The sequence below is a fragment of the Haloferax sp. s1 genome (assembly GCF_058382125.1).
Genome location: NZ_JBZRPK010000545.1, coordinates 1 through 6,960, shown reverse-complemented (window position 1 = coordinate 6,960; position 6,960 = coordinate 1). Strand labels below are relative to the sequence as shown.

Here is a 6,960-nt window from a genome sequence, read left to right as displayed (position 1 = left end):
TGGTAGAATATATCACGCATGGTTCACGCGTTCATCATGGTGAAGACCGGCGCTGGGGAATCCGAACAGTTGCTCGGTCCCATCCGCGACTTCGACGCGGTGGCCGAGGCACACATCGTCGCCGGTGCGTACGACGTTATCGCCGAGGTCGACACCGACGCAGTGTACGAGGTGCTGAAGACGGCATCGAGTCGAATTCAAGGGTTAGAAGGTGTCGCCGACACGAAGACGTATATATCGCTCGACGACTGAGGTGGCGACACAGCGGGCTGCAGTGTTGATGTGGCAAGCTACGGTACCGACGCAGCAGCCCACGGTACTGACGCGGCGGGTTACGGTGCCATCGCAACGGCACCAGCCGCACCAATCCAGTTATGCAGCGTTCGTCGTCTAGCCTTAGCGCTCGATATCGAACGGGCCGTGTTCTTCGATAAACTCGACGTGTTCCTCGCGCTGGCGGGCGAGTTCAGGCGGCAATTCCTCGTAGATGTGACCGAATAGCTCCTCGGTTCCGGGTTCGGGAGTCTCTTCGGCTATCTCGATGGCCTCGCGTAGCTCCTCGTTGGCTTCCTCGTACATCGATTCGATGAGGTCGTCATCGGCGATGTCATGCTCACGGCAGAACTCCTCGAAGCGTTCGACCGGGTCACGGGTCCGCCACTCCGGAAGGTCCGGGTCGTCGTCGCGGTACCGCGAGGGGTCGTCCGCAGTCGTGTGTGGCCCCTGTCGGTAGGTCAGGCTCTCGATGAGCACTGGCTCGCCGTTGCGTGCCTTCTCCAGTCCTTTCTCGACGGCTCCCCTGACTGCGAGCGGGTCGTTACCGTCAACCTGCATTCCTTCGATGCCGTAGGCCTCAGCCTTCGCAGCGATGGACTCGCTTGCTGTCTGTCGGTCGCGGGGGAGCGAAATCGCCCACCCGTTGTTCTCACAGAAGAAGACGACAGGTGCGTCGAAGACACCGGCGAAGTTGAGCCCTTCGTGGAAGTCGCCTTCGGACGTCGCGCCGTCGCCGAAGCAGGCCAGCGCCGCGTAGTCGTCGTCGCGGTAGTCCGCGGCCATACCGACGCCCGCGGCGTGGGGAATTTGGCTGGCGATTGGGACCGCCTGTGGAAACACCGGCACGTCGTGGTCGGAGGTGTACTCGGCGTGACCGCGGCGGAAGAGAAGCAGGTCACTCGGGGGGACCCCACGGGCGATTTGGAAGGCGTTGGACCGATAGGTCGGCAAGAGCACGTCGTCCTCGCGCATTGCGTGGGCTGCTCCGATTTGTGATGCTTCCTGTCCATGGAACGGCGGGTAGCCGCTCATCCAGCCGCGTCGCTGGAGAGCAAGTGCACGCTCGTCGAACCGTCGCGCTCGAATCATGTCGCGGAGGGCGGTGCGAGCATCCTCGGCGGTGAATCCCGTTCCGTCCAACCCGCGCTCTGCGATGAGTCGATGCATAGCGGTCAGTCACGGTCCTTCGTGATAAACGTCTGCGGTTCGCATACTCCAGTGGGGATGTACTCCAGTCGAGTTATTATTGTTCCGTGGGCGCACGGGACGGCCACCGAGAGCGACAGGCCAAAGACCACCGCCACCGTAGGCGGGATATGGTCTCGGTGGTCAACCTCGTGCTCATGGGAGTGGTCATTATCCTCCACACCCTCATCGCGGCGGTCATGACGCGCTTCTTCCGCCTCCGACTGAAGACGCAGTGGGGGTACATACTGTATGCGCTGTTTCTCATCCCACTCGTGCTGTTCGTCTCGACGCTGGTATTCTCCGGGGTGCTCGGTATCGGTGTGGACCTCGGCAGTGCCACGGCCGCGTTCGGCGTGATGATTGGCATGCCGCTAGCGCTCGGATTCACTATCGACACGCTGTACGTCCCGCCGCCGGAAGAGTTCGAGAACCTCCCCGAATCGCAGTAGCGAAGGTAAGTCCGTAGAGACGACCGACACGTCGTCTCTGACTGGACTGCTCAGTTTGAGCCTCTTCCTTCGAACGTTTATAGCGGGCAAGTTTATGTGGCGGATGTGGTTTGTTTCACTCACCCGGTCAGTGTGTGCACGGACTGTTCTCCATAAGGTATTTGATAGGTCATGTAGATTTCAAAAACGCTTACCACGAATGTCTGTGTGTAATACTACCGTGGGAAAGGATGCATTATGCTTATTGGGAAGCGGTGTACAACATGCCACGATAGCATCGAGACGGACGAGTACGTGTACTGTGATGCGTGTGGGAGGACGATTCACAAACGCTGTGCAGAATACGAGATGGCCTTCGAATGCCCAGAGTGTGCGACCGACCTCGAAATCGGAGTCGTGGAGTTCTGACGGGTGTTACCCGTGTCACTTCCACTCTGGGTCCGCGTCGTTAGTTTTGCTGAAGGGTTTGAGAACGACACCGCCGACCTACATCGAACGGATGTGAGAACGGCTCTATGACGCCGTCGCGTTGTTTTCGAGACAGTATTTGAGTGTCGCTCAGTTCGCGTCGAGAATCTCTTCGAGCGCCGACTCGACGGCATCGAGTACGTCTTCCGGCGGCTGCGTCGCGTCGACGCGGACGAACCGCTCCGGTTCGGCGTCGATGAGTCGCTCGTAGTTCGCCCGCACGTCCGCGAGGTACGCTGCCTGCTCGAACTTATTCGTCGACCCACTTCGGGCGGCCGCCGTCTCGGGGTCCACATCGAGGTAGATGGTCTTGTCCGGCGGACGCGAGAACGCAGAGTGGATACCCATGATGTACTCCATCGGGCGCGTGAGGTCGCTGTCGCGGAGCGAGGCGGCCTGATAGGCGTACCGGGAGTCCGAGTAGCGGTCCGAGATGACGAGGTCTCCCTCGGCGAGCGCCGGGCGAACGACGCGCGAAAGGTGGTCGGCGTGGTCCGCGGTGAAAAGAAAGAGCGTCGCCAGCGGGTCGGCGTCGTCGTCGCCGATTGCACGGTTGACCGCATCTCCGTACCACGAATCCGACGTGGGTTCCCGAGTGAAGACTGCATCCGGATAGACATCGTGGAGCGCCTCCCAGACGGTGGTCTTGCCGCTTCCGTCGAGGCCCTCAAGCGTGACGAGCATACACCCATAGATTCGGCGCTGCGGAAAAAGCACCCCGAACTGCCGCAACGATAATGTCAATTCAGAATTATCTATGCGTGTGCCATCCGCTTACGGACAGCCAGATACCCTCCTCCCGACCGAACAGTCCTACAGTATCGTCCGCTTCGACGAGAGCGTTCCACCTGACCACGAATTGTTCGCAACGAAACTGGCGGAAGTGGACGACCTCGATGAGTCTCCGGACGAATGGAAGCGCTCGAACGAAGAACTCGTCGTATACGACGAAGTCGGTCGAATCATCAAGCGAACCGACGGTCCGGCTGCCCCGTCGGTATTATTCTAAGTTTCCGTCCTTCGTGTCTAGTTATCTCTCAGAGAGACAGTATGACACTCATAGAGACAGTCATTGACACCAAATTGTTTCCGAGTGAAATCGATTTTACTTCCCCGTTAGCTTTACCCTGATTCCGCCGAATATTACGGTATGAACGTCCTTGTTGTCGGTGGAACTGGATTTATCGGAAGCCACCTCTGCCGCGAATTACACTCGCGAGGACACGACGTGACCGCGATGTCACGGAGTCCAAGCGGGGCAGACCTTCCGGACGGTGTCGAAACGGCAACTGGTGACGTTACGGACTACAACTCCATGACGGACGAGTTCGAGGGGCAGGATGCCGTGGTAAATCTCGTCGCCCTCTCGCCGTTGTTCGAGCCAAAGGGAGGCAACCGGATGCACGATATCGTCCACTGGCAAGGGACCGAAAACGTCGTGAAGGCCGCCGAGTCCCACGACGTTCCCCGCGTCGTTCAGATGAGTGCTCTCGGTGCCGACCCCGAGGGTGACACGGCGTACATCCGCTCGAAAGGGAAAGCAGAGCGGGCGGTTAAGTCGTCGGGCCTCGACTGGGTCATCTTCCGACCGTCCGTCGTCTTCGGTGACGGCGGTGAGTTCGTCTCGTTCACCAAGCGTCTCAAAGGGATGTTCGCCCCCGGCGTTCCCCTCTATCCACTCCCCGGAAACGGGAAGACGCGCTTCCAACCCATCTGGGTCGGCGACCTCGCCCCGATGCTCGCGGGCGCCGTGGAGGGAGATGAACACGTCGGCGAGACGTACACTATTGGCGGCCCAGAAAATCTCACACTCCGCGAGATTACGGAGATGGTCTACGATGCCGAAGGGAAATCTATCACCATCGTCCCCCTCCCCATGGCCCTCGCTGGCATCGGATTGACGGTCCTTGGCGCGGTTCCAGGGTTCCCGATGGGGAAAGACCAGTATCGCTCGCTCCAGTTCGACAACACGACGGACACAAACGATTGTACTGTGTTCGGCGTCGACACGTCTTCGATGAAGACACTCGGGACGTATCTGTCCGAACGAAACTGACAATTAAAAAATCCACCCTAGCAACATATCTCGGTCTGAACAACAGCAGAATCTGCCGCATTCATCGCTCTATGAACGATAATGTGTGCTTAACACCGCTTCGGCGGGTCCTATTTTTCCGCATAATCTGACGTTTGTCATACACTTACCATCACAACGCTTATGTCCGCGTTCGTACTGCCATTCACGCAATGGCGAGGGGACCGAACCTATGAAGCTCGCAATGATCGGATTCGGGCAAGCCGGGGGAAAAGTAGTCGACAAATTTGTCGAGTACGACCGTGAACGCAACGCTGGAATCGTCCGCGCTGCGGTCGCAGTGAACTCAGCGAAAGCCGACTTGCTCGGATTGAAGAACATCCCGAAGGACCAGCGCGTCCTCATCGGCCAGTCCCGCGTGAAGGGACATGGTGTCGGTGCGGACAACGAACTCGGTGCCGAAATCGCCGAGGAGGACATCGACGAGGTACAGGGAGCTATCGACAGCATCCCCGTCCACGAAGTCGACGCCTTCCTCGTCGTCTCCGGTCTCGGTGGCGGTACCGGGTCCGGCGGCGCGCCGGTCCTCGCAAAACATCTCAAACGTATCTACACTGAGCCTGTCTACGGTCTCGGCATCCTGCCGGGGTCCGACGAGGGTGGTATCTACACCCTGAACGCCGCACGCTCCTTCCAGACGTTCGTCCGCGAGGTTGACAACCTTCTCGTGTTCGACAACGACGCCTGGCGGAAGACCGGTGAGTCGGTGCAGGGTGGCTACGACGAGATTAACGAAGAGATTGTCAACCGCTTCGGCGTGCTCTTCGGCGCTGGCGAAGTCCAAGACGGACAGGAAGTCGCAGAGTCCGTCGTCGACTCGTCGGAGATTATCAACACGCTCGCCGGCGGCGGCGTTTCGACCGTCGGCTACGCTTCCGAGGGCGTTGAGCCTCGGAAGCAGAAGGGTGGCGGCCTCCTGTCGCGGCTCACTGGCAGTGAGGAACCCGACGACAATCTCGATACTGCACACACTACGAACCGCATCACCAGCCTCGTGCGCAAAGCCGCACTCGGCCGCCTCACACTCCCGTGTGAGATTGAAGGCGCAGAGCGCGCGCTGCTCGTTCTCGCTGGTCCGCCGGAGCATCTGAACCGGAAAGGCATAGAGCGCGGGCGGAAATGGATCGAGGAGCAGACCGGTTCCATGGAAGTTCGCGGCGGCGACTACCCGATTCCGGGCGCAGGGAAGGTGGCTGGTGTCATCCTCCTCTCGGGCGTGACGAACGTCCCGCGCATCAAGGAGCTACAGCAGGTTGCCATCGAAGCGCAGGACAACATCGAAGAGATTAGACAGGAGAGCGATTCCAATCTGGAGAACCTCATAAACGATGACGAGGACGAACTGGAGTCGCTTTTCTAAGCTGGCGCTCGCGCTCGTCGTGCTCCTGTCGGTCACCGCGATTCCGGCAGGTGCCGTGAGCGTTGCGTCTAAGGACGTACCCGAGGAGGAGGAAGTCGGGTCGAAGGTGACCACATCGGTCACACTCGACGAACTCTACAAGGACCCACAACTCGAATCGTGGACGCTTGCAGGTGAGACCGAACTCGAAGACGTGACGTGGACCGTCACGTACTACGACCAAACGGGCGCGAAGGTCGACCAGCAGTCCTTCGACGGGCAGAACTTCAGCGGCGCGCAGGTCGCTGCAAACGACGGCACGAGCGAAGTTGAGGTCTCCGTGACTGGAACGACGCCTGCGGTCGAGGAGTACTCCTACGACCCCGAACAGTCGTTCACGCTCATCTCGCTCGACCAGACCCGCGAGGGCGGCTCCAGTAACGATATCGACACGTGGACGGCTCACCACTACACGCAGGAAAGCGCTGCCACACGCGACAAACTCGACAGTGCGCAGACAGCCATCTCGGCTGCCAGTGGTGCCAACACGAAAGACGCACAGAACCAGTTCGACAACGCAGTCGAAGCGTTCGAAGGGGGCGAGTTCGGACTTGCGTCGAACCTCGCCGAGGACGCAAAGACGAAAGCGAACAAGGCGAAGCAGTCGAGTCAGACGACGCAACTGCTCATCTACGCCGCGGGCGGTCTCGTAGTCATCGCCCTCATCGTCGGTGGATTCCTCTACTGGCGGTCACAGCAGAGCACGTACGACAAGCTGGGCTGATTCTCAGTGCGAGTCGTCGTACCGTTCGGGGGACGCGCCCCGAAGACACGACTCGCTTCATTTTTCGATGCCGACGAGCGACGCGACTTCGCCAGCGCGATGCTCCGGGACGTGCTCGACGCCGTCACGGACGCCGGCGGCGACCCATCGGTGGTCGCAGACACCCGCGTCGACGTCGATGCACCCGTCACGGTCGACGACCGACCGCTTTCCGCTGTCGTCGAAGACGAACTCGGAAGTGACGAGCCTGTAGCCGTTGTCATGGCCGACCTCGCGCTCGCGACACCGGCGGCACTTACCCGCCTGTTCGCAACCGACGGCGACGTGGTCGCTGCCCCCGGTCTCGGTGGAGGGACGAACG

General features: G+C 60.1%; 9 protein-coding genes. 7 read left to right on the top strand and 2 right to left on the bottom strand.

Annotated features, from left to right (window positions below; genetic code table 11):
* The first annotated feature begins 18 nt into the window (after positions 1-18).
* On the top strand, positions 19-252 hold the full coding sequence (locus QT222_RS09650) for an Lrp/AsnC ligand binding domain-containing protein (RefSeq protein ID WP_004059676.1): 234 nt from the start codon (positions 19-21) through the stop codon (positions 250-252).
* A 144-nt stretch (positions 253-396) separates the two neighbouring features.
* On the opposite strand, the gene QT222_RS09645 is transcribed toward QT222_RS09650, so the two are convergent.
* The gene (locus QT222_RS09645) at positions 397-1,443 is read right to left on the bottom strand and encodes a thiamine pyrophosphate-dependent enzyme (RefSeq protein ID WP_004059675.1); all 1,047 of its coding nucleotides are present in this window, start codon (positions 1,441-1,443) and stop codon (positions 397-399) included.
* Positions 1,444-1,592: 149 nt separating this feature from the next.
* Between QT222_RS09645 and QT222_RS09640 the strand changes: the two genes are divergently transcribed.
* Positions 1,593-1,913, top strand: coding sequence for a DUF7991 family protein (locus QT222_RS09640; protein WP_004059674.1), 321 nt, complete (start codon positions 1,593-1,595; stop codon positions 1,911-1,913).
* Positions 1,914-2,471: 558 nt separating this feature from the next.
* Here the strand turns inward: QT222_RS09640 and tmk are convergent.
* Positions 2,472-3,065, bottom strand: a complete 594-nt coding sequence (gene tmk, locus QT222_RS09635; RefSeq protein ID WP_004059672.1) for a dTMP kinase — start codon at positions 3,063-3,065, stop codon at positions 2,472-2,474.
* Positions 3,066-3,138: 73 nt separating this feature from the next.
* Here tmk and QT222_RS09630 point away from each other — a divergent pair, with 73 nt between their 5' ends.
* The 5 genes from QT222_RS09630 to QT222_RS09610 all read left to right on the top strand — a co-directional run.
* Positions 3,139-3,390 (top strand): hypothetical protein, encoded by a 252-nt coding sequence (locus tag QT222_RS09630; protein WP_004059671.1) that lies wholly within the window; start codon positions 3,139-3,141, stop codon positions 3,388-3,390.
* A gap of 141 nt (positions 3,391-3,531) precedes the next feature.
* Positions 3,532-4,437, top strand: coding sequence for a complex I NDUFA9 subunit family protein (locus QT222_RS09625; RefSeq protein WP_004059670.1), 906 nt, complete (start codon positions 3,532-3,534; stop codon positions 4,435-4,437).
* A 211-nt stretch (positions 4,438-4,648) separates the two neighbouring features.
* Positions 4,649-5,836 carry a tubulin/FtsZ family protein gene (locus QT222_RS09620; RefSeq protein ID WP_004059669.1) on the top strand — a complete coding sequence of 396 codons (1,188 nt, stop codon included), beginning with the start codon at positions 4,649-4,651 and terminating at the stop codon, positions 5,834-5,836.
* The gene (locus QT222_RS09615) at positions 5,805-6,599 is read left to right on the top strand and encodes a hypothetical protein (RefSeq protein WP_491477037.1); all 795 of its coding nucleotides are present in this window, start codon (positions 5,805-5,807) and stop codon (positions 6,597-6,599) included. Before QT222_RS09620 ends, QT222_RS09615 begins: the two co-directional genes overlap by 32 nt.
* A 6-nt stretch (positions 6,600-6,605) precedes the next feature.
* A partial coding sequence (locus QT222_RS09610; protein WP_491477036.1) for a glycosyltransferase family protein occupies positions 6,606-6,960 on the top strand: 355 nt, incomplete at its 3' end.